General features: G+C 52.4%; 18 protein-coding genes, 1 tRNA gene and 1 pseudogene. 12 read left to right on the top strand and 8 right to left on the bottom strand.

Annotation, left to right across the window (positions count from 1 at the left end):
* Window positions 1-2: 2 nt before the first annotated feature.
* The 4 genes from HMPREF3192_RS00450 to HMPREF3192_RS00435 all read right to left on the bottom strand — a co-directional run bounded on the left by HMPREF3192_RS00450 (window position 3) and on the right by HMPREF3192_RS00435 (window position 5429).
* On the bottom strand, window positions 3-1892 hold the full coding sequence (locus HMPREF3192_RS00450) for an ABC transporter ATP-binding protein (RefSeq protein ID WP_197414513.1): 1890 nt from the start codon (window positions 1890-1892) through the stop codon (window positions 3-5).
* A gap of 112 nt (window positions 1893-2004) precedes the next feature.
* Window positions 2005-4026, bottom strand: a complete 2022-nt coding sequence (locus HMPREF3192_RS00445) for a class I tRNA ligase family protein (RefSeq protein ID WP_066304377.1) — start codon at window positions 4024-4026, stop codon at window positions 2005-2007.
* Window positions 4027-4092: 66 nt separating this feature from the next.
* Window positions 4093-4869: an HAD family hydrolase gene (locus HMPREF3192_RS00440; RefSeq protein WP_066304375.1), complete on the bottom strand. Its 777-nt coding sequence runs from the start codon at window positions 4867-4869 to the stop codon at window positions 4093-4095.
* 5 nt (window positions 4870-4874) lie between these two features.
* Window positions 4875-5429 carry a hypothetical protein gene (locus HMPREF3192_RS00435; protein WP_066304373.1) on the bottom strand — a complete coding sequence of 185 codons (555 nt, stop codon included), beginning with the start codon at window positions 5427-5429 and terminating at the stop codon, window positions 4875-4877.
* 247 nt (window positions 5430-5676) lie between these two features.
* Here HMPREF3192_RS00435 and pyrE point away from each other — a divergent pair, with 247 nt between their 5' ends.
* The 3 genes and pseudogenes from pyrE to queA all read left to right on the top strand — a co-directional run bounded on the left by pyrE (window position 5677) and on the right by queA (window position 8332).
* Entirely contained in the window at window positions 5677-6318 is a 642-nt protein-coding gene (gene pyrE / locus HMPREF3192_RS00430; RefSeq protein ID WP_082715493.1) for an orotate phosphoribosyltransferase, read from the top strand.
* A gap of 48 nt (window positions 6319-6366) precedes the next feature.
* Window positions 6367-6945, top strand: a pseudogene (locus HMPREF3192_RS00425) (epoxyqueuosine reductase QueH); the annotation flags it as partial.
* Window positions 6946-7168: 223 nt separating this feature from the next.
* Window positions 7169-8332, top strand: a complete 1164-nt coding sequence (gene queA, locus HMPREF3192_RS00420; protein ID WP_066304370.1) for a tRNA preQ1(34) S-adenosylmethionine ribosyltransferase-isomerase QueA — start codon at window positions 7169-7171, stop codon at window positions 8330-8332.
* Between the two features lie 8 nt (window positions 8333-8340).
* Here queA and HMPREF3192_RS00415 read toward each other — a convergent pair whose 3' ends face one another.
* Window positions 8341-9660, bottom strand: coding sequence for a coiled-coil domain-containing protein (locus tag HMPREF3192_RS00415; protein ID WP_066304368.1), 1320 nt, complete (start codon window positions 9658-9660; stop codon window positions 8341-8343).
* Window positions 9661-10265: 605 nt separating this feature from the next.
* On the opposite strand from HMPREF3192_RS00415, the gene HMPREF3192_RS00410 reads away from it, so the two are divergent.
* From HMPREF3192_RS00410 to HMPREF3192_RS00385, 6 genes are all read left to right on the top strand, one after another.
* The gene (locus HMPREF3192_RS00410) at window positions 10266-10538 is read left to right on the top strand and encodes an HPr family phosphocarrier protein (RefSeq protein WP_066304367.1); all 273 of its coding nucleotides are present in this window, start codon (window positions 10266-10268) and stop codon (window positions 10536-10538) included.
* A gap of 124 nt (window positions 10539-10662) precedes the next feature.
* A complete protein-coding gene (tgt, locus tag HMPREF3192_RS00405) occupies window positions 10663-11799 on the top strand; it encodes a tRNA guanosine(34) transglycosylase Tgt (protein WP_066304366.1) in 1137 nt (378 codons plus the stop codon).
* A 123-nt stretch (window positions 11800-11922) separates the two neighbouring features.
* Window positions 11923-12366, top strand: coding sequence for a hypothetical protein (locus HMPREF3192_RS00400; RefSeq protein WP_066304365.1), 444 nt, complete (start codon window positions 11923-11925; stop codon window positions 12364-12366).
* Window positions 12367-12620: 254 nt separating this feature from the next.
* Complete coding sequence (gene recJ / locus HMPREF3192_RS00395) at window positions 12621-16586, top strand: single-stranded-DNA-specific exonuclease RecJ (protein WP_066304424.1); 3966 nt, start codon at window positions 12621-12623, stop codon at window positions 16584-16586.
* A 59-nt stretch (window positions 16587-16645) separates the two neighbouring features.
* A complete protein-coding gene (locus tag HMPREF3192_RS00390) occupies window positions 16646-19021 on the top strand; it encodes a RelA/SpoT family protein (RefSeq protein WP_066304363.1) in 2376 nt (791 codons plus the stop codon).
* A 107-nt stretch (window positions 19022-19128) separates the two neighbouring features.
* On the top strand, window positions 19129-19884 hold the full coding sequence (locus HMPREF3192_RS00385) for an MBL fold metallo-hydrolase (protein WP_066304359.1): 756 nt from the start codon (window positions 19129-19131) through the stop codon (window positions 19882-19884).
* Window positions 19885-20288: 404 nt separating this feature from the next.
* Here HMPREF3192_RS00385 and HMPREF3192_RS00380 read toward each other — a convergent pair.
* Window positions 20289-20375, bottom strand: a tRNA-Leu gene (locus tag HMPREF3192_RS00380).
* 633 nt (window positions 20376-21008) lie between these two features.
* Here HMPREF3192_RS00380 and infC point away from each other — a divergent pair.
* The 3 genes from infC to rplT all read left to right on the top strand — a co-directional run bounded on the left by infC (window position 21009) and on the right by rplT (window position 22333).
* Entirely contained in the window at window positions 21009-21635 is a 627-nt protein-coding gene (gene infC / locus HMPREF3192_RS00375) for a translation initiation factor IF-3 (protein WP_066304357.1), read from the top strand.
* Between the two features lies 1 nt (window position 21636).
* Entirely contained in the window at window positions 21637-21831 is a 195-nt protein-coding gene (gene rpmI / locus HMPREF3192_RS00370; RefSeq protein ID WP_066304354.1) for a 50S ribosomal protein L35, read from the top strand.
* Window positions 21832-21973: 142 nt separating this feature from the next.
* A complete protein-coding gene (gene rplT / locus HMPREF3192_RS00365) occupies window positions 21974-22333 on the top strand; it encodes a 50S ribosomal protein L20 (RefSeq protein WP_066304353.1) in 360 nt (119 codons plus the stop codon).
* A gap of 178 nt (window positions 22334-22511) precedes the next feature.
* Here rplT and HMPREF3192_RS06690 read toward each other — a convergent pair whose 3' ends face one another.
* On the bottom strand, window positions 22512-22877 hold the full coding sequence (locus tag HMPREF3192_RS06690) for a hypothetical protein (protein WP_156422801.1): 366 nt from the start codon (window positions 22875-22877) through the stop codon (window positions 22512-22514).
* Window positions 22878-23053: 176 nt separating this feature from the next.
* A complete protein-coding gene (locus HMPREF3192_RS00355; protein WP_231723311.1) occupies window positions 23054-24292 on the bottom strand; it encodes a glycosyltransferase family 4 protein in 1239 nt (412 codons plus the stop codon).
* Between the last annotated feature and the right edge of the window lie 151 nt (window positions 24293-24443).

Genomic DNA, 24443 nt, shown 5'->3' with positions numbered 1-24443 from the left:
TTCTAGTCCTCCTGCGCGCTCGTGTTTGCTGCTTGTTGTGTGGGCTTCTCTGCTGCGCGGTCTTCCTCATGCTCGTGCTCCGGCGCTTCCAACGCATGCATCTTTTGGTCGTGCGAGAGCTTGTTTTGCGAGGTGTACATTTCGCGATAGATGTCGTTGCCGCGCAAGAGCTGCTCATGGGTGCCGATGGCGTCAATGCGCCCGTCGCGCATCACAATAATGCGTGTAGCATCTTCAATGCAGCTTGTGCGTGAAGCAATAATGAGCTTGGTTGTGTGAGGAAACGCACTCGCCAGACCGCGGCGAATGAGTTTATCGGTCTTGGTATCAACAGCGCTCGTAGAGTCATCAAAAATAAGAATTTTTGGCTTCTTGAGCAGGGCGCGGGCAATGCACAAACGCTGGCGCTGCCCGCCCGAAAAGTTTGCGCCCCCTTGCTCAACGTAGCTGTCGTAGCTTTGCTCAAGCTTCTGGATAAAATCGTCCGCTTGTGCAAGTTTGCATACCTCCACCAGCTCTTCGTCAGTTGCTTGTGGATTACCCCAACGCAGGTTTTGTGCAATCGTGCCCGAAAATAGTACGTTGCGCTGCAGCACGACCGCCACCTGATCGCGCAGGCTCGCAAGATCGTAGTTACGCACATTAACGCCACCGACATACAACTCACCTTTGCTGACGTCATACAGCCGATTAATGAGCTGCACGAGCGTCGACTTTGACGAGCCCGTGCCACCCACGATACCAATCGTCTCGCCCGAGGCAATATGCAGGTTAATATCTTGCAGCGCCATGCGCTGAGCGTGTTTTTCGTATTCAAAACTCACGTTGCAAAAATCAATCGATGCATCCGCCAGTTCAAAGACGGGATCGCCGGGCGCGACTAGGTCGCTCTTCTCGAGCAACACCTCGCAAATGCGTTGGGCGCTTTCTTTGGACATGCTAATCATGACGATGACCATCGAGAACATCATCAGCGCCATGAGCATCGAAAAGCCGTAGGTAATAAGCGCACTCATGCTGCCGATGCCCAGCGCCTGGCCCTGCGACTGAACGACGAGCTGGGAGCCGTAGTACACAATAAAGAGGTAGATGATGTTGATCGAAAATCCAAACAGAGGTGACGTCCAGGCAAAGCAGCGTTCGATGTGGAGAAGTTCGTCGAACAGCTGCTTGGTCTTCTCAACAAAACGATGCTCTTCAAAGCGCTCACGCACGTAGGCCTTAACAACGCGAATGCCCGAGACGTTTTCTTCGATAAGGGCGTTGAGCTTGTCGTACTGCTTAAACATGCGATGAAACACGGGCATGACGTGGTGGATAAACCCAACGAGCACGAAGATCAACACGAAAGCGAGCACGATGTAGAGTAGCCCGAGCCGCCCGCCCGCCAAAAAGGCCATGATGATGGCAAATACTGCCATAAGGGGGCTGCGCACGGCCATGCGAATGATCATCATAAATGCCATCTGCACGTTCACGACGTCGCTGGTCAGACGCGTAACAAGTGAGCTGGTCGAGAAGCGATCAATATTGGAAAACGAAAATTCCTGTATCGCGGCAAACAGGTCGTAGCGCAGATTTTTGGCAAGGCCCGCTGCCGCGATGGAGCCCGTGTAGCCAGCAAGCGTTCCCGCTATCAGCGACATGATCGAAAGTGTGATGAGCAACGCCGCTGATTGCATAAGGTCGCCAAGCTGGCTTCCCTGGGCGATCGCGTTAATAATGCCCGCAGTCACGAAGGGAATGCACACTTCGACGACGATTTCGATCAGCACTAAAAAGGGCGTTACTGCTGCGTACAGTCGGTATTGTTTTAAGCTTTTGAGCACGAGCGATACGATGCGGCACACGGGAAGTATGGTTTGTGCTTGTGTATGAGTATCCGTGTGCATGCATACTCCCTTGCGTGTCGTGTGTTGTGTCGTATATGGATTTGTGTGGTGCGACGCTGCGATCGAGCGCAGTTGCTGCCGCGATTGACGCTACTGCCGCGTGCGGCAGATGCTACTTTTGCGTTTTGTGCTTCGAGAAAAAGTCAAAGCGCGCACGCAAGGTTCGCAGCACATGCTCTGCAGGATTTTGACCTGCAAGCTGTGCCAATTCCTGTGGCGTCTTAAAGGCGTTGTCCCATGAGAAGAACTGCTCAGGATCAAAGTTCAAATACTGGCAGATCAGCTCGCAACCATCGGGAGCTGCAGGATGCATCAGTAGGGTTGCGCAACGAAGCTGCGCAAAGGCATCGGCGAGCGCCTGTACATACAGGGCTTGATCTTCTCGTCCCGCCTTAGACGCACTGTCCCAGCGCTTATTTGCATCACGTGTGAACTTCTCGGCAATCGAAAGGGCTGTGTGTGCATCAAACACTGACGCCGCTTGCTCAAAGTCGAGGAGCGCACTCGTGCACTCATCGAGCACCTCCTGCGAAGGCGTCGCGTCGGGCAACATGCCACCGCAGGCATTTTGCGCACCATAGAAGCAGCTGCGCGCAAGGCGGTTAAAGATGTTGGTGAGAAACGCGCTCTCTTTAAGGGCAGGATCCACAACGCGTGGGTCGTCCTTGACGAGGATTTCCTCACCCGTTTTTTTGTCAACGTGGCTGACGCTGATGTCGTAGGTTTTTGGTGCAAAGCTGACGGCCTTTTGATCGAGCGCCAAGCTGAGCCAGTGACAACGAAGCTGCTCAGCGGTGTAATTTTCCAGAAGCTCCTCGGCCATAGGCGGCTTGATGGCGCCCGAACTGGAAGCCTTTTTGTTCATAAACAAGATGTGGTAGTTAGCAACAGGCGTGTCCTGGAACCAATCCCAGGCAAGCGCGTTCCACAGGGCTGGCTGCACGACGCAGTAAAAGTAAATATTGTCTTGGCCAATAAACTGATACACGGCGGCATCGTCCGCGCGCCACCAGTCGCTCCAGTCGTGCGAGCTAAAGTGGCCGTTTGTATCGCAGGCAAGCGCGGTTTGCGTAAAGCTGATCGGCGCCCACAGGCTTTCGGGCCAGCACCAGACGGTGAGGTCGCGTAAGCCCTCTAGCTCGGGTGCGGGGATACCCCAATCGATGTTGCCCGTAATGCGGAAAGGAAGCAGCGTTTTGCCCGTGCGAAAACGAATGCTCTTCTCTTCCAACACGCTGCGTGCGGTATCGCGCGCTTCCCAGTCGGCAAACGATACCGAGAAGGACGACTGATTTTGTGTAGCTTCCGTCAAGCTGTGCGACGGCAATTGCTCGCGAATGGCTTCGAACTCGTCGCGGTAACGCGTTTGAATATAGATGCACGGTTGCGCCAGCGACTCACGTGCCGTTTTGGTTACGACGCTTCTGACCTGTGGATCTGCGTCCCAATCGCGCATGACCTTCTCGAGATCTGCGTGAAACTTAGGCAGATCAAAATACCAGTTTGCAACAGGTCTCAGCTCGGGTGTCGCGCCCGTGAGCTGCGAGACGGGGGCGATAAGTTCTTCGGGATCGAATTGGTGTCCCAAATCGCATTCGTCGGCATAGGCTTTTTCGCTCTTGCAGCCGCGGATGGGGCAGCGCCCCATAACCTGGCGGCCATTTAAAAATTGCTCCGCCTGCGGATCATAAAATTGCATGGTGCTGAGCTTGTGAAGGTAGCCACGCTCGTACAAGCGCGTAATAACACGCTGGCTCATCTTGTTATGGAACGACTTCGCGGGTTCAAGGCCAGATCCTGAATACAGATCAAGCGAGATGTGATAAGCATTCAAGGCATGTTTTTGTGCATCGTGATTTTCTTGGACATAATCGAGGATACTGCCCTCGTAGTTTTGCTGCTCCTTGAGCTTGCGATAGCCCTCCATAATGGGGGAGCCGTAGCAGTCGGTACCCGAGACAAAGACCACGTTGCTCGCACCAATGCGATCACGCAAAAAGCGCGCAAAAAAATCGGCGGGAACAAAGACGCCGCCAATATGGCCGAAGTGCAAATTTTTGTTTCCGTAGGGCATGCCAGCGGTAATCACGGCACGCTTCGGAAAGCTTGGACGTTTGCTCATATCGACTGACATAACAGGTATCCCTTCATGTATCCCTTCATATATTACTTATATGCGTACTATACGCTTTCTGCACGATTACGAAAGAATGGCGTCCGTAAGTTGTTGCATATTCGAAACAATGCAAGATGCTCCCTGCTGCAGCAGAGAGTCCTTGCTTCGGAAGCCCCAATCAACCGAAATGCACGCGATGCCAGCATTGCGTGCGCAGAGAAGATCAATCTCGGTGTCGCCGATATATACGACGTCATCGAGTGATATGGCTTGGTTTGCAGGGTTGCTTGTCGTTCCGTCGCTGCTACTCAGCACCCCGTCGCTGCTTAGCGCTTCAAGCGCCGCGTGCACAAGGTCTGGTGCTGGCTTTGGGGCAACGCTTGACGTCAAACCAAAAGCGGCTTGTACGTAATCCCCAAAGTAATGCGCTGCAAGACGCTTAACCTCAGAGTCAATTTTGTTCGAGACGATTGCGCATTGCACCTGCCGCTCAGTCAGCGTTTGCAACATATCGATAATACCCGGATAGGGACGGCTGTAATCATTGCTATGGCGGGTATAGTAGCGCTCAAACTCGCGATTGAGTTTCTCGACAGCGTCCATATCGATGAGAAGATCGTCGGGCTGGCTGCTTTGTTTGATCTGCAGAAGCTGTGCGGTGTCCACGCCTTGCCGCTTGGCCAAAACGCGCATAAAGGCAGCACGCGCACCGCTGCCAAAATACTGAGCCGCTTCTTGAGGCGTGCAATTGGCGTCGGTGTAGCCGCAGTTGGTAAGGCTTGTGTTGATGGCTTGTGCAAGATCACGCAGGGTGTCGAGCAGCGTGCCATCCATATCAAATAGAGCAATGCGAAAAGCCATGGCTACTACCTACTCGTCTTTTTGCCCATGTTGAGTACGCGCTTTGTTCTGGTTCTTTCTACATAACCTGGAAGCTGCACCTCAAGCTTGTGGAATGTCTTATATGCGAAGACCAGCCACAACACCGAGCAACCTACCACAGCAATGCCCACGCCGCGAACGGTGTTAAGCGGGGTTCCGTCGAGCACTTTTTCGCGGTTGTAATACATCTGACCATCTTTGAGATAGGTTATGACGGTGTCCTTGACCTTTCCCTTAAGGGCAAGGTCAGCATCGACGAGCATATAAAACTTTTTGTTGTAATAGACTACTGCCTTCATGCTGCCGGTATTCTTGTCAATTTTTTTCTCCACCATGATTGATTTGCAGCTTGTAAAGCCGATATCAAGAACGCGTCGTGCAACATTCATGCAGGCTAAGGCAATAACGCAGACGCCAAAGATAATAAGTGCATGGTGAAAACGCTTTTTTAGACGAACGAACTTCGGGGTTGTCTCGGTGATAGGGGCCTCCGAAGAAGAGGCATGGTTCGCAAAAGATTTCGCTGATTTTTTTGACATGGTATACCAATCCTGTCATTGTCGCTTTGTAACATTCATAGTGTACGCTATATGCTCGCACGAGGCACTGTCAAGGTCGCTTGGCGTGCAGTATTCGTGCAGTATTCTTAGAAAGAGTAAGCTAAACTTAAAAGATGAGATCTCGTGCGCGCGGTCCGCGTTAGCGAGAAGCCCGTTGGCACGAAGCCCGTTGGCGTAAACCTGCGCAGATCTCGTTTGAGAAAGCACAACTTCGAAAGGCATGGTCATGGCAAGTTCTGCACAAATCGCTGAGGCACTTCTGTCCATAAAGGCTGTTTTTTTGCGTCCAAATGAGCCTTTTACCTGGGCAAGCGGCATTAAAAGCCCCATTTATTGCGACAATCGTTTGATTTTGAGCTATCCCGAGACGCGCCAGCTCATTGAGCAGGCCATCGCCGATACTATTGCGCAGCGCTATCCCGCCACGAAGCGCATAATGGGTACCGCAACTGCTGGTATTGCTCACGCTGCCCTGGTCGCCGAGCGCCTTGGTTTGCCCATGGGTTACGTGCGCGGTTCTGCCAAGGATCACGGCCGCAAAAATCAAATTGAAGGTCGCATAGAGCCTGGCGATAAGATCGTCGTGGTGGAGGATCTTATCTCCACGGCAGGTTCGGTGCTTGATTGTGTGCATCCTTTGCGCGAAGCTGGCGCCGAGGTTGTGGGCATCGTCTCGATTTTTACCTATGGTATGCAAAAAGGCCTTGATCGTCTTGCTGCCGAGAAGATCACGAATACCAGTTTGTGTGACTTGGATGCGCTTGTGGATGTCGCGGTTGCAAAGAACTACATTAAGGCGGAAGATAAACGCCGTCTTTTGGCATTTAGGGACAATCCATCTGACGAAAGTTGGATGACGTGCGCATAAAGGCGGAGCTTTAAGCTACGCACACAAGAGGCGATCAAAGGGGCTATCATGCAACGTACATCACTATTACTTCACGCTTGCTGTGCACCATGCTCAATCGAGCCGATTAAACATTTGCGGGAAGAGGGATTTGAGCCAACCATTTGTTGGACCAACCCCAATATTCAGCCCGTCTCTGAGCACATGCTTCGCTTAAACACGATGAAGAATTACGCTCAGCATTTGGGTTTGACCGTTATTATTGCCGAGGATGATCGCGACAAGTGGGAGCGTCGTGTTGCGCCCCATGGTTTTGATCGCGTTGCACGTTGTCGTTCCTGCTATGCACAGCGCCTACAGGAGTTGTGCTTGCAAGCTCGCTACTATGGTTTTGACCACGTTTCGACAACCTTGGTTGTATCGCCGTATCAGCTGTTTGATGAATGCCACGACGTTTTGCAAAAGCTCACCCGCGCCTATGGTCTGACCATGGTATGGCGTGATTTTAGGCCCTATTATCCCGAGGCAACGCAGCTGTCTCGAGAAGCCCATATGTATAGACAAAATTATTGTGGCTGCCGTTTTTCGGCTGCCGAGGCTGCCTACGATCGCCAGGTGCTGCGTGATGAGCGTAAAGCTGCCAAGGCTGCACAGCTTACGCCCGCCGCAAGCATTGCTCCTGCCGCGCAAGCCGCACCCGCCGCACGGACAGCGCAGTTGGTTGCAGCGCACGTTATTCCTGCTGAAGGACCCTCGTCTGCAGCGCTTGCCGAGCCAGCGAGTTCTGCCCAAGCCGTGTAACCATGCCAGTAGCTACGAGGCGACCTGCGTTGCATAAAACGATATACCTTATCTAAGAGAGATACCTTTCATGCGCACTGATGATTTTGATTATGATCTGCCCGACGAACTTATCGCCCAGGCCCCCGTTGAGCCACGCGACTCCTGCCGTCTTCTGATACTGCACCGCCATGACGGGTCGGTCAAGCATAAAATTTTCCGTGACATCATCGATTTTCTCGAGCCAGGTGACCTGCTTGTCGCAAATAAAACGCGCGTCATGCCTGCGCGCTTGGTTGGCCGCAAAAAGCAAACGGGTGGCGTGGCCGAGACGCTGCTTTTGCGCCGCCGAGAAGACCTTGACGCGATGGGCTCTATATGGGAATGCCTGGTCAATCCTGGCAAACGCCTGAAGCCATCGGCAGTTATTGAGTATCGTGCGGGAGGCCTGCATGCTCCTGAGCAGGCAGCGGTGGTGCTCACGGGCGAGATCCTCGATTTTCTGGACGAGAACCGCGGTGGTCGCCTCGTCAAGTTCACACCCGCACAAGGTTTGACGCTCGATCAGGCGATTCACAGTGCAGGTCACGTGCCTCTGCCACCTTATATCACGGATTATCAGGGCGATCCCGAAAAGTATCAAACCGTATACGCTATGCACGAAGAGCATTCAGCGGCGGCGCCGACGGCGGGTTTGCATTTTACGAGCGAACTTATCGAGAAGATCAAGCAAAAAGGCATTGCATGGCAAACGGTCGAACTGGAAGTTGGCATCGATACCTTTCGCTTGGTTACCGAAGATGATCCCACCAAACATGCGATGCATACGGAGCGCTATCATGTATCACAGCAGGTCATTGATGCTGTTCATGTGACCAAGCAAGCGGGACACCGCGTCATTGCGGTGGGTACGACAGCCGTGCGCTCGCTTGAATCTGCTTGGGATCCGCAAGCGCCTGTAGCAGCGCATCCTGTGAGTGCACGCCATTTTGAGCAGTGCGCTGATGCGGCGACACAAACGGGCAAAGGCGACGTGGTGGCGCGCGAAAACGCTACAACGAAGCTCTTTTTGATGCCTGGTTCCACCTATCATGTGGTCGATGCGCTTATCACCAATTTTCATGTGCCACGCTCGACTTTGATGATGCTTGTCTCGGCGTTGGCAACCCGCGATCAAATCATGACTGCCTACGAGCAGGCTGTCGAGAAGCGCTATCGCATGCTGAGCTTCGGCGACGCTATGTTTATTGAGTAGCGCAGCAGCTAAATAATGCGGAAAAGGAACAACAGAATAAGCACGATGATGACGGCTGCTGCAACACTGACACCGATAAACACACCACGCTGCTGACGCGTCTTTTCGCGCAGCTTTAGTTCGCGCTGTTCAAGTATTTTGAGCTGGCGTTCTTGAACTGTAAAGGCAGCCTGAATGTCGGCAATTTCTTCACGCAGTTCCTCGGTCTTCTCGGGCGTGTTGTGAATGTCTTCGGCCTCGTCAAGAAGGGCTTGTGCATCTTTTTTCTGAGCACGCCAATCGTCGAGCTCTTTCTGCGTTTGTTGCACTTGTTGAGCGGCCTCATTGAGGCGCTTTTGTACTTTGGATTCACCCTTTCTCTTTTGACCAGCGAGATCGTCGTGCGATTTTTTGTGCTCGTCAAACGCTTGTTTTGCCTCATCACAGCGTTGTTGGGCAAGTTCGAGCGAATTGTTTTGCGTGTACAGATGCGTCTGTGCGTTTTCTACCGCACGGCGATTTTGCTGGATGATGGCGTCAATTTCTTGCTGCATTTGCCTGAATGTTTGCTCTTCTTTGCTAATTGATTTTTGCAACTGCGCGATGGTCTTCTCGTCCTTTTTGGGAGAGGAGATGAGTTTTGCCAGCTTATCGTTGTACTCATCCAAACGGCGGCTCGTACGCTGTGCGCTGCGCTGCGCACTCTGTGCTTGTTCGTCGCGGCGGGTAACGGCGTCGTCATACTGCTCTTGCGCGAGCTTTTTTACACGCTTGATCTCACTGAGGTTTTTCTCGGCAGCTTCGAGCTGCTCGCGGGAAGTCTCCATGAGCTTTTTGTAGGGGCGTAGGTCTTCCGTATTGGTATTTTGGAGCTCCTGAAATTCTGTTTCGATATCGTGGGTCGCTTCTTGCTCGTCTTCGAGGCGCTGCGTGAGGCGCTCAATGACGTTCTGCGCTTCGTTGAGCGCCGTTGTTTGATCGCGAACGATCTCGTCGTAGGATTCCTCGATGTACTCTCGGTGCTGCAAATACTGTTGCTGTTCGTTTAATTCAGCTTTGATTTGCTTATAGCGCTCGCGAGCAAATTGCGTTTGCTTTGAGGCATGACGCACCTGCTTGACGGCTTCGAAGCCTTCCATAACGGTGGTCGCCGTTTGTTGTGTGCCCTTGATAATGGTATCGGCCGCGCTGGCCGCTACCTGAGAGAACGTGTCTTCGGTAGCAGCAGGCGTCTGAGTATGCGTATCTTTAGTCGCGTCGAGATCCGTTTTGCGATGCGTTTTTTGGTTCGCCTGATCCACCGCGTGATTCGTCTTTTGATCTGCTTTGTCGGGGAGTTTGTCGTCCATAACGATAGTCCTTGATGCCATATAGGGGTTAAAAACAAAGTGCTTGCCCCTATTGTATAACGAAATCCTGACACTTTTGTTTACGGCTGACGAGAAAAGCGTCGAGCCAGCGTTTGCGGCTGATGAGTGCACTCTTCATGGTTGCTACTTACGGTTGACGTTTAGGTTTGGCAGGCGTTGCTTTTGTCCGAGGGCCAGAAGCGCTTGTCTTCTCATCAGCTTTTTGCGCTTCGGCGCATCGCCGCAGGTTTTGAATAAGTTTTACTTGCATTTTACCTGGAGCTTATAAAACTACGACCATGGCTTGCGGAACAAGTAAAACTGCACGAGGCGTATCCAAAAACATTAGTGGAAGCATTTGATGAGGTTGCCACTCCCGAAAGCTGGCTTTCGGCCCTCGAAAAGCTTTAAGCTCGTCGGTCTTCTCGTCATTTTTGTTACGGCTTCCAATAAGAAGCATAAAAATATGCAAATTTTCCGTCATTTTCTGTTACGATGTTGAATCGAAGTTAGGATTTGTTCGTACAACGCGCATAAAGCCCGCCGCATAAAGCGTAAGCGATGAAGCGGCCACTACGAATGAATATGGATAAAAGGAGATTCCGATGGTTTCTAAGCAGACCACTATCAAGAACGCAACCGGTCTTCACGCACGTCCCGCATCCGCCTTTGTTATGGAGGCAAAAAAGTACCAGTCTAACATTACCATTGCTGATATTGACAAGGGCACCGCTCCCGCGAATGCAAAGTCTATCATGATGATCCTCGCTGCTGGCCTTGGTACGGGCGCAACCGTAGAAATCAGCTGTGACGGTCCTGATGAGCAGGATGCTTGCGACGCTTTGATTGCCCTTATCGACAGCGGTTTTGGCGAGTAATTTGCGTCTGCGAGTACGCGCTCGTTACGTATGTAAAACTACGTATGTAAAAGCTTGGCATCGGCTTTGTGCTTAGGTGCCAAGCGTTTTTGTCTACCGAGAAGCCCAACGAGAAGAGTTGTGTATGTCCGAACTGTTTAGCTATGATGTTGTGGCACAAGATCCCAATACGCATGCGCGTGCGGGCGTGTTTCATACGGCCCACGGCGATGTGCAGACACCTTTGTTTATGCCAGTTGGCACTAAAGGTACGGTCAAAGGCATTCTCCCGCAAACGTTGGAGCAAATCGGCGCACAGGTTGTGTTAGCCAACACCTATCATCTGGAAATGCGTCCTTCGTCGGAGCGCATCTGCGAGCTTGGTGGTCTGCATGAATTCATGCAGTGGCACAAACCCATTCTTACTGACTCGGGCGGGTTTCAGGTATTTAGCCACGGTGAGTTTTTTAAGCTCTCGGACGAGGGCGTTCGTTTTAGGGCCGTTGACTATGATGGTCGCTGGGTGAGTTGGACTCCCGAAGACAATATGGCCATTGCCCAGCGCTTGGGCTCCGATATATGCATGCAGCTTGATCAATGTCCAGGCTATCCTGCTACACGCGCTTTTGTTGAGCGTGCTGTTGAGCTTTCGAGCATGTGGGCTGAGCGTTGCTGGAAAGCGCATACTCGCCCTGATCAAGCCCTGTTTGGTATTGTGCAGGGAGGCATGCATCTTGATCTACGCTTGCGTTCGCTGCACCATTTGGAAGAGGTGGGAAACTTTCCTGGTTACGGCATCGGGGGATATTCCGTCGGAGAAGATCACGAAACGATGTTCGAGACCCTGGAGCCTTTGGTAAGCGAGCATATGCCTTCTCACAAGCCTCGGTATCTTATGGGCGTTGGTAATCCAACCACGCTTGTACGCGCTGTTGGCTGTGGCGTTGACATGTTTGATTGTGTGCTTCCAACGCGCACTGCTCGCATGGGGACGGCCTTTTCGAGTGAAGGACGCATGAATCTAAAGAATGCGCGTTTCAGCGCTGATGGGACGCCGTTGGATCATGCCTGCGATTGTCCTGTTTGCACGAGTGGGTATACGCGTGCGTACCTGAATCATCTCGTGCGTCAAAAAGAAATTTTGGGTGGTATTTTGCTGTCGACCCACAATCTGTATTATCTGCTTGAGCTTATGAGGCGAGCCCGTCAAGCAATTCTCGACGGTCGCTATGCACAGTTTATGGCGGATTGGATGGCAAGCCCCGCGGCGCAAGATTTTTAAGCCCTCGCAACCCCTTTTTAACTGTCTTTACGTGCGCATCTCCAGATGATTTATAATGATGCTAGCTGCAGCGGACGGCATTGTATTCGGCTGGTGTTTTAGTATGAAGTACATATCTGGGGTATGTTTGCCCTTAATTTAGACTGTTCTTTAGGTGCAACTGGTGATTGGCACATATCAGGTATGAATTGGTCTAAACTCAAGCTGCATGATACAAAGGACTCAATTTTTGGTGACTGGGGAATTGAGCGTAGTGGTGAATCAAAAGTTCACGTACCTGGAAAAGAAGGTCATAGCTATAACATCGCTAACCATATCCGCGGGTGCCTAGATTTGCTTGAAGAAGGTAAGTTCTCCTGCGTTGAAGGTATGTATCGTGATTTTTTAGATGAAGATGATCAATATAACGAAGCTATTTTTACAAGGGTTCTGCTCCCTGCTAAACGCAAGCCAGACATGTGGGATGACTTACATTGCTTTATGTGTCGTGAATACGGCATGAAATGGTTTAATTACGCAAAACAGAAAGATGTACCATGTGGCAAACTAACCATAAAATCAAGATGATGCCGGAAGTATAGAAACATCTGATATTGAGATGCACTCGATAGACACCCTTGAAAATTAAAAACACTGGCCTACATGGGTAGAGACCGGATACGTGATCTCTGTGATATTTCTTGTTGTAGCAACCCTGTTGGATCTGTGTAAGATCACTGTTAATTCTTGAAGTACAAATTGCGCCTGCCAGACGACCTTCTCAACAAGACGCCTATAATAAAACATGAAAAACAAGACGAGAAGGCGTGTATGGTGACGTTATGGTGAAGCTTTGCGGGAGTAAGCAGTGGGAAGTATTAGCCGAGCACAAGGATGCCGAGAAGCGCTTGCAATCGAGCTTTTCGCTTGATCCATTAGTGGCGCACGTGATGGCTGCCAATGGTTTTGATGCCAACGACAGCGATGCGTGTAAGCGTGCTGAGCATTTTTTACATCCCGATCTTGCGCGAGATTGGCTCGATCCGTTTATTATTCCTAACATGCGCCGTGGTGCGCAGGTTGTTGCGGACGCTATTCGTGCCGATAAGAACATTGCAATTTTTGGCGATTTTGATGTGGATGGCATGTCAGCCACCTGTCTGTTGACGCTTGCGTTGCGACGTTTGGGTGCTCAGCATGTGCGCGCCTACATTCCGCATCGCTTTGATGAGGGCTACGGTCTTTCGCAGGCGGCGCTTCAGCGCGTTATTGAGGATCAAAAGCCCGATCTTATCATTACGGTTGATAATGGTATTGCCGCAGCTCCAGAGGTTGCATGGCTGCTCGAGCATGGGATTGACGTGGTTATTACTGACCATCACGAGCCCGCTGATTTGATTCCCGTGGGTGTGCCTGTTATTGATCCAAAAATGCAGCCTGACAACCCTTCGCGTGAGCTCGCGGGTGTAGGAGTTGCGCTTAAACTCGTCGATGTGCTGGGAGCTTTTTTTGGCATGCCGAATCTGTGGCGTGAATATGTCGAGGTAGCCTGCTTGGGAACCATTTCGGACATGATGCTTTTGCAGGGCGAGAACCGCAGTCTTGTTGCTGAGGGTATTCGCCGCTTACGCACGACAGGCTGGCCTGGCATCGTGGCCTTATGTGAGGTCTGCAGCGTAAAGATGCAGGACATAACAGCAGATTCGTTGCCCTTCTCGTTAATTCCGCGCCTTAATGCAGCGGGACGCATGGGCAACACCGACGTGGCGCTCGACCTGCTTTTGACGAATGATCTGGCCACAGCTTTCGCGCTTGCCCACGAGCTCGAGGACATCAACACTCGCCGCCGCGAGATCGAGCAAAGCTTTACGGAAGAAGCGATGGCCATGGCCGAGGCGATGTACACAGCTTCGAGCCGCGTGATTGTTATTGCAGGTGAGGGTTGGCATGAGGGCGTCAAAGGCATCGTAGCCAGCCGCATTGTTGCGTGCTATCACGTGCCGACGCTGCTGTTTAGCATTTCGGATGGCGTTGCGCGTGGTAGCGGCAGAAGTGTGGGTTCGGTCGATCTGTTTGCGGCGGTGAATGCCTGCTCCGATTTGCTGTTGCGTTTTGGTGGTCATGCAGGTGCGGTGGGCGTTACGCTCGAAGCGGTAAACATCGATGCGTTGCGTGTGCGCCTGGAGCAGGAGCTTAGCAAGCTCGATGCTCAGGATTTTGTTTCGACGGGAGAGGTCTGCGCTTTTGTTTCGCTCGAGGAGCTTACCATGCCGTCGATTGCGTCGCTCGAAACGCTGCAGCCTTTTGGTCGCGGCAATACACGTCCGCTTTTTGCGCTTCGCGCGGTGTGTATGCGCGGTCGCTGTCGCGTGGGAGCCCAAGGCGAGCACCTGCGTTTTTATGCAACCGACGGCTTGAGCGCGCTGCCCGCGATTATGTTTAGGACGCCGCGTGTGCAAAAAGCGCTCGATTGCGATGAGGCTGTTGACCTGGTGTTTGATGCGGTCAACGAGACTTGGCAGGGGCACACCAAGCCCAAGCTTATGGTGCGCGACATTGTGTACCATGTGGCGCCATCAAAGGCCGCCGATACGGGCGAGAATACCGCCGTCGAGAAGCCCATCGCCGAGAAGAGCGATGCCGAGAAGCCCGTCAGTATCGTCGACGAACTCTTCTCTGAAACACAAAATATTTTGGCCCGCAAAACATATGCTGGCATTGCAGAAGCAACAAGTTTTGTGACGCATCTGAGCTGCGCCACAACGCCTGCTGCGCGCGTTGCCTTGCGTGAGCTTGCCGAAGGGCAGGTTCTGCAGCTTCGTTGCGACGAGCACAGTACGGTTGAGGTGTATGACGAAGAGGGCGAACTTCTCGGTAGCCTGAAGCGCCATGTGGGGCTTGCGTTTGCACCACTGCTTGCAGCAGGTGCGCATTACGATGCAAGTGTTTTGCAGATTACGGAGCCTGGTGAGCAGCACGCTGCTGCAGCTGACGAGCAGGGCGCAGACCAGCATCCTGGTCAAGATTTTAGCGTGAGTCTTACCATCCGTCGCTATTGTCCTGCGCCGCGGCCACAGTCGCAGATAGATCTGTCGCAGCCCGACAATAACAGTGCAGGTGCAAGACAGTCTGAGGTACCAACACCGATACTATTGCAACCCACAACCTGCGGCATACAGCCCTGCGAAGATCAGCAAGAAGCACAACGAAGCCGCTGCGAGCATCTGGACTACGAGCCGCTCACGGACGCGATTCGCCAAGCGATGATAGGTTCATCAAAGTTGCTACCTGCACAACAGCAGGCGCTCAGCAAGCTTGCGCAGCATCGTTCAACCTTGTGCGTCATGGCGACGGGGCGCGGCAAGTCGCTCATATTTCATATACATGCCGTCCGGGAAGCTCTTGCCCACCATACGATAAGCGTGTTTGTGTATCCTCTGCGCGCACTGGTGGCTGATCAGCTGTATCACTTGCGCGTTTTGACCGAGACCTTCGGTTTACATGTGCGCATTTTAACGGGCGAGACGCGCAAAGAGGAGCGCGACGATATTTTTGCGGCCGCCATCAATGGACTTATCGACATCGTGCTTACCACGCCTGAATTTTTGGCCATCCACGCCCGTCGCTTTGCGCAGCTTAACAACATTGGTTTTGTCGTGATCGACGAGGCGCATCATGCTGCGCATGCAAAGGGCGGTCACCGTAGCGCCTATACGCAGCTCCCACGTGTGTTGCAGCAACTTGGGAACCCCACCTGTCTAGCGCTTAGCGCAACGGCCCACACCGATGACGCGCAGGAGATTTGCCATCTGCTTTCGATAGACGCTTCCGACGTTCTTATCGACGATTCGGTGCGCACAAACCTGCAACTGCGCGATGGTCGCGATGCAAAGGATCGCGACGCCGCCTTGGTGCACATCGTTTCGCCTGGCGAGAAGACCATTGTGTATGTGAATTCCCGTGAGCAGTCGGTACTTTTGGCGCGCATGTTGCGCCACGCGCTGCCCGATCTGGGCCACAAAATTTTGTTCTACAATGCGGGTCTGACGCGCTCCGAGCGCTTGCGCGTGGAAGAAGCTTTCCGCAATGCAGAGATTAGCTGCATCGTTGCAACGAGTGCCTTTGGAGAGGGCGTCAACCTTCCCGACGTCCGTCACATCGTGCTGTATCACATGCCCTTTGGTGCTACCGAATTTAATCAGATGTCGGGCCGCGCCGGTCGCGATGGCAAACCCGCGTCGATTCACCTCGTGTTTGGCGATCGCGATGCGCGCATTAACGAGCGCCTGCTTGCGGCGGGTATGCCGCAGCGTGATTTGCTCGTTGAGCTGTACAAAACCCTGAAGGCCCTAGCGAGAAGTTCGTCGGCCAGTAGCGTGGCACTTGCGCAAGCGGTCAGCGACTCGACGTCAGCGCCCGCGGCCAGCGGCGATGTGGTCGCTAGCAGCGATGTGGTCGCGCCCGCCAACAGCGCAGCACCCATCCGCCTAAGCAACGCCGAACTCGCGGAGGCCGCGCGCCAGCGCAACCCCCGCATCGACATTGACGAGCGCAGCGTTTCCGCAGGTGTCGCCATCTTTAGCGAACTGCAGCTTTTAAAGATCGCCGGCTATGGTTCGGCCCGCCAGATTTTTATGGACATGCATCCGTCGTTGGTAGACTTACAGCAGTCGAGCCGCTATCTTGAAGGTTTGCATGCGCACGGTAGCTTTGAGGAATTTCGGGATTGGGTACTGCGCGCCAGTACCGCTGATCTTCTCGATAGGATTAATCGACCGATTATTCCCGATTTTGGGTATCACGTATAGAGGAAAATTGGTATAGGATTTACCTAAGAAGGGAGGCGGCACACATGATATCGGAATATATGGATAACGCATCTGCGCAAACACACGACAATGCTCTGGTAAACGAGAAGGGCTTGTTTGTTCCCGCGGCGAAGGACATTCCGCAGGCAGATAACTACGAGCGCCTCGTTACCACTTGTACGCAGTACATGAACGATGACGATGTACAGGACGTGAGATGCGCATACGAGCTTGCCGCGCGCTTTCATGGAAATCAGCGCCGTCGCAGCGGTGAACCCTACATTAACCATCCCGTCGAGGTAGCCTTTATTCTGGCCGATAACCTCCATATGGATCGTGATGTCATCTGTGCGGCTTTGCTGCACGACACCGTGGAAGATACCACCGCCACGCTCGATATTATCACCAAAACCTTTGGTGAGACGGTTGCGACGCTTGTGGATGGCGTGACCAAGCTGACCTCCATTGAAGTCGGCTCGATGGACGAAAAACAAGCGCTTAACCTGCGCAAAATGTTTTTGGCTATGTCGAAGGATATTCGCGTCGTTATTATTAAGTTGGCCGACCGCCTGCACAATATGCGTACGCTGGCATCGTTGCCACCCGAGCGCCGCAGCTTTAAAGCGCACGAAACGATGGACGTGTACGCGCCTTTGGCCGACCGCCTGGGTATCTCGTCCTTCAAATGGGAGCTTGAGGACCTGGCTTTCTTTTACCTAGACACCGACGAGTATGCGCGCATCGCGCGTCTGGTACAGGACTCGCGAGAAGAGCGCGCGAGCGAGACAAAGCAGATCATCGAAGTGATTTCGCGTGAGCTCGAAAAAGCAGGGCTGCAGGGCCTGCAAATCAAAGGTCGCCCCAAGCATCTTTGGTCGATTTATCAAAAAATGAAGCGTAAGGACAAGCGCTTCTCGGACATTTACGATCTTATCGCCCTGCGCGTCATTGCGCCGACCGTGGGTGATTGCTACTCCATTCTGGGCACTTTGCACTCGCTGTGGCATCCGCTACCTGGTCGTTTTAAGGACTATATCGCCACGCCTAAGCCTAACGGCTACAGCTCCTTGCATACCACCGTTGTGGGTCCGGACGCGCGACCCATCGAGATTCAGATCCGCACCTACGAGATGCATGAACAGGCTGAATACGGTATTGCGGCGCACTGGCTGTACAAAAAGTCGGGCAATTCCTCGGGCGAAATGTCTGCTGCCGATAAGAGCATCGACTCGCAAATCTCCTGGATCCGCCGCAGTCTAACTTGGGCTGCGGAGGCCGACATTGACGATGCCCACGAGTACCTGGATAACCTGCGCGTCGACTTGTACGAGGACGAAATTTTTATTTTTACCCCAAAAGGCGAGGTCATGAACCTGCGCGCGGGTGCGACGCCACTTGATTTTGCTTACGCGGTGCACTCCGAGGTTGGCAACCACTGCGTCGGTGCCAAGGTAAACGGCAGCGTTGTGCCGCTCACCTATGCGCTCGAGATGGGTGATCGCGTCGAAATTCTGACGAACAACAACGCCAAGCCTTCGCGCGACTGGATTTCGCTGGTGCGCACCCCGTCGGCGCGCGCAAAAATCCGCAAGTATTTTGCAGTGGCGTCCAAGTCGGACGATTCCGAGCAGGGTCGCTCTGAAGTGGCGCGCGAGTTGCGCAAGCAGGGCTTTGGTATTTCCAACAGCCGTACGACCAAGGCGATCAGCCAGGTGGTTTCGCAGTACAATCTGGCGTCTACTGACGACTTTTTTGCCGCTGTCGCGACGGGCAAGCTTGCGTTTAAGCAGGTCATTCACCGTATTTTGGACATTTTGCAGCAGGGTAGTCCCGAAGCGCAAGCAGCTTCCGAGAAGGCCGCCCAGGACGCAGCGCGCAAACAGCAGGCCATCGAAGAAAATCTGCCCCTCAAGGCTCCTAAGCCGCGCACACGGGCGGATCGCAAAAAGCGCTCGCATTGTGGTGTGGTTGTCAAAGGCGACCCTGGACTGCTGGCACACCTGTCGAAGTGCTGTAATCCTGTGGCTGGCGATAAGATCATCGGTTTTATTACGCGTGGTCGCGGTGTTTCGGTTCATCGGGCGAATTGTCCCAATGTGACAAACCTGATGCGCAATCCCGAGCGCTTGATTGATGTGCAATGGGATGCTTCGGGCGCAACGGAATTCCAGGTCGAGATCGTTATTTCGGCAACCGATCGTATGGGGCTGCTCAAGGACATTACCATTGCATTGAGCGACGCGGGTGCCGATATTATTTCGGCGGCAACGCAAACGAGCCCCATGGGTGCGGCACGTCTTCGCTTCTTGATTTCGATTTCGGATGCAAGCATTTTGTCGTCGTTGTTCGAAATGGTAAAGCGCGTGCCGAGCGTCTACGATGCGCGCCGCATTTTGCCTGGTGAGGGTGCAAATCAGTTAAAGCGTCACCTGTAGGGAGCTTATGTGCGCTACGGAGCGGTCGCACGACGGCTGGCGCCCACTGCGCCTACCGCCACTGCGACTACCGCCACCTTAAAGTATGCAACAGCAAGGGAGCTATTATGCTTACGGTCAAAACGTTTTCGTGTGGTCCAGACGAGATCCGACTTTTTGTGGTTGGACGCATTTTTACGAATTGCTATGCGTACATATCGCGAGGAGAGTGCCTCGTGATTGACGTTGGCGCCGCGGGTGCCGAGGTGCGCGACCAGCTTTGTGACGTGAGCATTAAGGCTGTTGTTGCTACGCATGGTCATGGCGACCATGTAAGTGGCCTTGTTGATTTTTTGGGTGACGATCAGCTTGCGCCTGTCGATGATGCCACTGCAGTACCAGCGTTTGCCGAGAAAATCGCTCCTGCTGATGGCGCCACCGCAGCCGAAAAGACCGCGCGAGCTGGTAAAATCCCATTTCTCATGCATAAAAATGATATTCATTTGGCTCAGAAACCCACGGCACCTGGCTATTTTCCTGAGGACACGCTGGCACCTCTACCCAGTGCAACCATTGCCGATGGTGATGTCTTATCGGTGGGAACTGCTCAATTTCGTGTAATAGAAACACCAGGTCACAGTTCTGGCGCCGTCTGTTTTGCGGGCCAACGCACGGCTGGTGGTATTGTTTTTACGGGTGATACCCTGTTTGCTGGATCAGCTGGTCGTACAGATTTTGAAGACGGCAATTTTGATGTCCTTATGTCTTCGCTTAATCGCCTTAAGCAAGAGCTTCCACCTGTGACTATTGTGTGCCCTGGACATGATGATATAACGACCATGGAACGCGAGCTTGCATCCAATCCGTTCTATCTTAATTTTTAAGATGCAATCAAGTAAATTTTAAGTTTTCGGGGGGTTATCTACAAACCGTCTTGTCAAACATAGCTACAAGCTCTTTTACAGGCCTTTGCAGAAATATCTATACAATCCCTCTGCGCCCCAAAAAACTTAGATTTCTGAAAATTCATAACAGGGTTTTGATTCCCGCACTATATTTAAAATTTTATATTTTGACAATTTTTGGAAATAGAATGTTCGCTCATGATCGTCTGGTAAGTAAGGAGAGCGCCATGAAAAGGCACTAGCGTATGTGCGCCACCTCTTTTTGAGCTCAGCCCAACTTGCTTCTTACTCACACGAATTGGCTATTCTGCAGGCATCTCGACGCACTCTACGAGCTCGCAAAATAAAAAGAGCCCTTGCGCAACAAGGGCTCTTGAATGTGCTGGTGCCTGAGGTGAGACTCGAACTCACACGTTCTTGCGAACAATGGATTTTGAGTCCATCGCGTCTGCCAATTCCACCACTCAGGCTTACTGTGGACGTGCTTTACAAACTATAACAGAAAACGCTGGCAAGAGGAACAGAATTTTCCAAGTCATACAAAACGCCCCCTAGAACACCTCATATGTAAATGCTAAGAAACGCTAGAAGCGCTTGCATTATGCGAAGAATATCAGTATTATAAGTCACGTTCGCACAGCGTAGGACATTGCAGCTTACATGACTGCTATACTACAAAGTGCGTATTGAAGAAGCGGAATCAAGTACGTGGATTCCCACCTGTATGGCGCCATGTGGTAGCTGTCTGGTAAGAAAAACGAACTGTTTTTCGAAGCTCGTACGTGCGTGATGCGACTGCACAAGATGTAATTGCACAAGATGTGATTGCGCATGATGTGCGGCTCGCAAGCTGACGGTCTTCTCGTCAGGAGATGTACAAGGCTTAACACGCAACGCCTCAAGAGCTTTTTGCCCCAGATGGATGCTTAAGCGTCGTCTGGGTATTTTTATGTGTCTGTAACGGGTAAAACCGCTGCGCCGCACAAAATCGTGCAACTGTAACGACGTAACAAATGCGCTTCAGGAATGCAACTTGCACACCGAGCGCGCAAACGACGAATGCGCCTTGGCCACACGACGCGGTCAAGCGCAAAGAAAGGTAGGTGAACAAGATAGCCAAGCCCCAAGAGCCTCGCATTAACGAGGCAATTCATGCTCGTACTTGCCGCCTGATTGGCGAAGATGGGTCTCAGCTCGGCCTTTTTGGTGTTTCTGACGCGTTGCGCCTGGCATACGACCGCGGATTTGATCTGGTCGAGATCGCGCCCCATGCCGAGCCACCTGTTTGCAAGGTGATGGATTATCGAAAGTTTAAGTACGAACAGGACCGCAAGGCCAAGGCCGCCCGCAAGAATCAGGCTAAGGTCGAGGTCAAAGAGATGAAATTCCGTCCCAAGATCGATGTGGGCGACTACGAAACCAAGAAGAACCATGTGCTTCGTTTTCTTAAAAAGGGCGCTCGCGTAAAAATCACGATCATGTTCCGCGGACGCGAAATGGCCCATCCCGAGCAGGGTCTTAACGTGCTTGAGCGTCTTGCCGACGACTTGAAGCCCGTTGCAACGGTTGAGTCCCAGCCCAAGATGGAAGGTCGTAACATGCATATGCTCGTCGCTCCGATCAAGGGTGCGTTTGACGAGAAGCCCGCGAAGACAAAGCCTGCTGCCGAGAAGACCGAGCAGGGCAAGCCCGCACAAAGCGACGAAGCTGTAAACACGAAGGAGAACTAGTATGCCAAAGATGAAGACTCACAAGGGAACCGCCAAGCGTTTCCGCAAGACTGGTACGGGCAAAATTATGCGTGCCAAAGCATTCAAGAGCCACATTCTTACCAAGAAGTCTCAGAAGCGTATTCGTGGCTTCCGCAAGGAAACCGAGATTGCACCCGCCGATGTCAAGACTGTCTCGGTACGCATGGGTCAGTAGGCGAGCAACGCCTCGGTAAAGGATCGTTTGAGCGTTCATTTGAGCATTACTTGGGCGGTCGCTTGAATGCCCACTTGAATACCCATTTGAACACACACTTGAATGTCAAGAAGAGTATTTCCTCATAAGGAGTTGATTACATATGGCACGTGTAAAGCGCGCAGTTAATGCCAAAAAGAAGCGTCATACCCTGCAAGAGCGTACCAAAGGTTACTATGGTGCGGGTTCTCGTACCCTCCGCGGTATGAAAGAGCAAATGCAGCACTCTTTGCAGTATCAGTATCGTGATCGTCGCAACAAGAAGCGCGAGATTCGTCGTCTTTGGATTCAGCGCATCAACGCTGCGGCTCGCGTCAATGATTTGAGCTACTCGGTCTTCATGCACGGCTTGAAGCTCGCTGGCGTTGAGCTTGACCGCAAGGTTCTGGCTCAGATTGCCTACGAAGACGCCGCTGCCTTTGCTGACCTCGCTGAAGTCGCTAAGAAGGCTTTGAGTGCATAAGAGCATCCACAGTGCATAACAGCACAATATTTTGAGATGATAAAACCTCGTGTCGCGCCCCAGAGTGCCGCACGGGGTTTATTATTTGCGAGCCAGTATCTCAAAGTGAGCGGTGGTTTCCAAACCTAGTATTGCAAAGTTGTTTTTTGTCTTATTCATTTTGGTCTTATTGCCCTTACTATTTCCTATGATAAATGTGTGTGAGAAATGAAGCATGCGCCACGTGAATGGTGCAGTGCGTAAGCCATACCGCGTGAGCTTCGTTGGAGCCTACGATCTTTCCGCTGTTGATGTAGCACCAAATCCAGCGGATATCGATTACGGTGTTTTGCCACTTACGGGATACATCGCACCTCGTGAAGGATACGCCTGCACCTCCGCAGCCCACGCCACCACCGCCGTCTGAGCCAACTCTACCAACTCTTAATCCAACGCCGACTTCTGACGCAGGTTCGGGTGCTGCAGATAGCAAACCAAATGCTGGTAATGCATCAGGTGGTAGTGCCTCGACCTCGACAAGTGGTTTTTCAGCGGGACGTGTCATGCCGCGTATGGGAGATTCAACAGCGTTGTTGACAAGTCTTGTTGAAGTCTTGTTGGAGTGTTGGCTGGCTCAAGCTTGGTGGAACAGGATGGCTTATTTCTCGCCGTAGGAGGGTCATCAAGTAGTGTGGCGTCTTACGTAGCGTCGCTACTTAAGACGAGGGCTCATCAACTCCCTCATTTGTGATGACGGAAGTGCTTGGCGTAGGATCGTTTGACGCGCCGAGCGCTTCGTTTCCACGCGGCGGTCTTCTCGAGGTTCTGAGCTTTTTTCTCGCGCTCAAAATTGGGATCATCGGGAGTAATCAACACATCGTTGTTGGTTTTGGAATCATAGTGGTGCAGGAGCACGGGATCAAACAGATGAAGCTTCGAAATAAAGCTTCCAGAAGCAACGATCAGGATGGCAAAAATAGCCATGCGCGGCCAGAGCGTGACCTTGGTCATCACATAAGAACCCAGGCACAGCATGCCTGTCCAAGCATAAATAAAAAGCACGGCCTGGCGCTGGTCAAAGCCACTCTGAATAAGACGATGGTGAATGTGGCCCTTATCGGCCTGCCCGATGCTCACATGTGCGCGCTTGCGACGAATAACAGCCGAGAAGGTATCGATAATAGGAATGCTCGAGACGAGCAGAGGGACAATAATAGTGGTCAAGCCCGCAATGCGTGTGACGTTTAACAGCGAAACACTGCCCAGTGCAAAGCCCAACACAAGTGACCCCGAGTCGCCCAAAAAGATGCTCGCGGGGTGGAAGTTATAGCGCAAAAATCCCAGCGTCGTACCCGTGAGTGCGATTGACAGTGCCGCTGCATCGAGCCGCCCCGCCGCCGCACCAAGCACAAACATGGTTAGACTTGCGATACCGGTGATGCCCGAAGCTAGGCCATCGAGCCCGTCGATGAGGTTAATAATATTGCAGTAGGCAACGAGGTAGACAACGGTAATGGGGTAAGCAAGCCAGCCAAGCATCAGCTCGGTCTCGGTGAGTGGGTTGAGGATGTTACCAATTACGAGACCGCCCGCCACAGCCACCACTGCAGCGATGACTTGTCCTGCAAATTTAACAAGCGGCTGCAACGAGAAGATGTCATCCAGCACACCCACGGCAAAAATGCATAAGAACGCCGAAGCTAAATAGTAGTAATTGACCGTCATGCCAATATGCGGGATCAATACCACAGGCCACAAATAGAAGGTCGTGCCAATATACTGTGTGATTGCAGCGCAGATAAGACCAACAAAAATGGCAATGCCACCCATACGAGGTACGGGTCGTTTGTTGATGCGTCGTTTACTGGGGTTATCGATAGCATTGAGTGAGCGGGCAATCCGTGCGGCAACAGGCGTGGTGATAACCGTTGCGATAAGGGCTACCAAGAAGATCAAAATATATGGCATGTATCGAATCACAAAGAGAACCCCTCTTGCGCACCGGACAGCTGTGTCAATACAAGGTGCGTCAATGCATACATGGGCATACGTCAACACACATCAACACACATCAACACACGTCAACACGCTCGTCAGCACAGATAGCGCAGGTGCCAACACGCACTATATT

The sequence above is a fragment of the Atopobium deltae genome (assembly GCF_001552785.1).
In the GTDB taxonomy this organism is placed as follows: Bacteria; Actinomycetota; Coriobacteriia; order Coriobacteriales; family Atopobiaceae; genus Atopobium; species Atopobium deltae.
This window is presented reverse-complemented; position numbering and strand designations above follow the sequence as displayed.

Coding starts and splice junctions, on each gene's coding strand:
- HMPREF3192_RS00450 (WP_197414513.1), bottom strand. CDS start 1,892: ATGCACACGGATACTCATACACAAGCACAAACCATACTTCCCGTGTGC.
- HMPREF3192_RS00445 (WP_066304377.1), bottom strand. CDS start 4,026: ATGTCAGTCGATATGAGCAAACGTCCAAGCTTTCCGAAGCGTGCCGTG.
- HMPREF3192_RS00440 (WP_066304375.1), bottom strand. CDS start 4,869: ATGGCTTTTCGCATTGCTCTATTTGATATGGATGGCACGCTGCTCGAC.
- HMPREF3192_RS00435 (WP_066304373.1), bottom strand. CDS start 5,429: ATGTCAAAAAAATCAGCGAAATCTTTTGCGAACCATGCCTCTTCTTCG.
- pyrE (WP_082715493.1), top strand. CDS start 5,677: ATGGCAAGTTCTGCACAAATCGCTGAGGCACTTCTGTCCATAAAGGCT.
- queA (WP_066304370.1), top strand. CDS start 7,169: ATGCGCACTGATGATTTTGATTATGATCTGCCCGACGAACTTATCGCC.
- HMPREF3192_RS00415 (WP_066304368.1), bottom strand. CDS start 9,660: ATGGACGACAAACTCCCCGACAAAGCAGATCAAAAGACGAATCACGCG.
- HMPREF3192_RS00410 (WP_066304367.1), top strand. CDS start 10,266: ATGGTTTCTAAGCAGACCACTATCAAGAACGCAACCGGTCTTCACGCA.
- tgt (WP_066304366.1), top strand. CDS start 10,663: ATGTCCGAACTGTTTAGCTATGATGTTGTGGCACAAGATCCCAATACG.
- HMPREF3192_RS00400 (WP_066304365.1), top strand. CDS start 11,923: ATGTTTGCCCTTAATTTAGACTGTTCTTTAGGTGCAACTGGTGATTGG.
- recJ (WP_066304424.1), top strand. CDS start 12,621: ATGGTGAAGCTTTGCGGGAGTAAGCAGTGGGAAGTATTAGCCGAGCAC.
- HMPREF3192_RS00390 (WP_066304363.1), top strand. CDS start 16,646: ATGGATAACGCATCTGCGCAAACACACGACAATGCTCTGGTAAACGAG.
- HMPREF3192_RS00385 (WP_066304359.1), top strand. CDS start 19,129: ATGCTTACGGTCAAAACGTTTTCGTGTGGTCCAGACGAGATCCGACTT.
- rpmI (WP_066304354.1), top strand. CDS start 21,637: ATGCCAAAGATGAAGACTCACAAGGGAACCGCCAAGCGTTTCCGCAAG.
- rplT (WP_066304353.1), top strand. CDS start 21,974: ATGGCACGTGTAAAGCGCGCAGTTAATGCCAAAAAGAAGCGTCATACC.
- HMPREF3192_RS06690 (WP_156422801.1), bottom strand. CDS start 22,877: ATGACACGTCCCGCTGAAAAACCACTTGTCGAGGTCGAGGCACTACCA.